The organism is Pseudoalteromonas sp. McH1-42 (assembly GCF_022347845.1).
Lineage (GTDB): Bacteria > Pseudomonadota > Gammaproteobacteria > Enterobacterales > Alteromonadaceae > Pseudoalteromonas > Pseudoalteromonas rubra_D.
The window spans coordinates 1-1,160 of the sequence record NZ_JAKRFU010000075.1; the positions used below are offsets into that span (position 1 = coordinate 1).

Genomic DNA, 1,160 nt, shown 5'->3' on the forward strand with positions numbered 1-1,160 from the left:
CATATTTTTAAAGAACGGTGCGACTTAATGTCGCCGCGCTGTTAGCGCTGAGGGTTGTGCATTCTAATCACTTCCCATTTTATGTCAACACTTAATTTTGAAAACTTTCAGAATCAAGTTTTATTTGACTCCCAACTCGTTGGCTCGTTGCTTTTCAGCGTTATGCCCCGTGTCGGTGGATGCGCATTATAGGGAAATCGAAACCCAGCGCAACCCCTTTTTTGAAGAAAAGTGAGAAAAACAGTGCATTCGGACAAAATTACAGCAAAAAGCGCATTTTTGACTATTTACCGAGCTAAAACCTGTCCGGGATAACGCATGAACATCCAATATTACTTTCTACTGGATGCCTAGCCGTATTTTACATTGCATAAGGATTGCAAATGGCCGACAAAAATTGTTCGGAATATTACTAAAAGCTATGACAGGCTAGAAGAGCGGACTCGACCATACGTAAGTGGGTGAGGAAAATTATTCAGAAACCATTTCCAAGATGCGCGATGGGCTCCACTACATGGATGTGCTTCCACACTGAACCATCCATTCTCATATTTCAGGCATTAAAAAAGGCCGCCTAAGCGACCTTTTTCAAAGTGTTACTGTAACCTGTAGATTATTCTACGATTGTAGCTACAAGCACCAACATTACCCTGTAGAGAGAGCCATCTATCGTGCAAAGGGCTAATGACACAGTGCTTGCACTGGCATTTCCTTTGCGCAAGGGCGACGAATGAACGACAAAAATATCTGGAATATTTTTGAACAGCTATGCTGGCTCGAAGAGCGTAAGGCAGGAAGCCTAGAGTCACCACTGCTTCGCAGCATGAGAAGGTGAGCGCAAGGACCCACATGGATGTGGGGAAGTAGAATAATGCAGGAGCAATTATCGAGATGCGCGATGGGCGCCGCTACAAGGATGTACTTCCACACCGCATTTTCCATCGCTATATTCCAGGCATTAAAAAAGGCCACGCTCTTTATTAGAGAATGGCCTTTTTCACAATGCTTATTGCATCACTACTGTTGATTACTCAACGATAGTTGCTACAACACCAGCACCAACTGTACGGCCACCTTCACGGATCGCGAAACGTAGACCTTCGTCCATCGCGATTGGAACGATTAGCTCAACAGTCATCTTGATGTTGTCACCAGGCATT

Annotated in this window: 1 pseudogene; it reads right to left on the reverse strand. The window is 44.4% G+C overall.

Features of this window, described 5'->3' with window-relative positions:
* Positions 1-1,027: 1,027 nt before the first annotated feature.
* A pseudogene (gene tuf / locus MHN31_RS24075) lies at positions 1,028-1,160 on the reverse strand (elongation factor Tu); the annotation flags it as partial.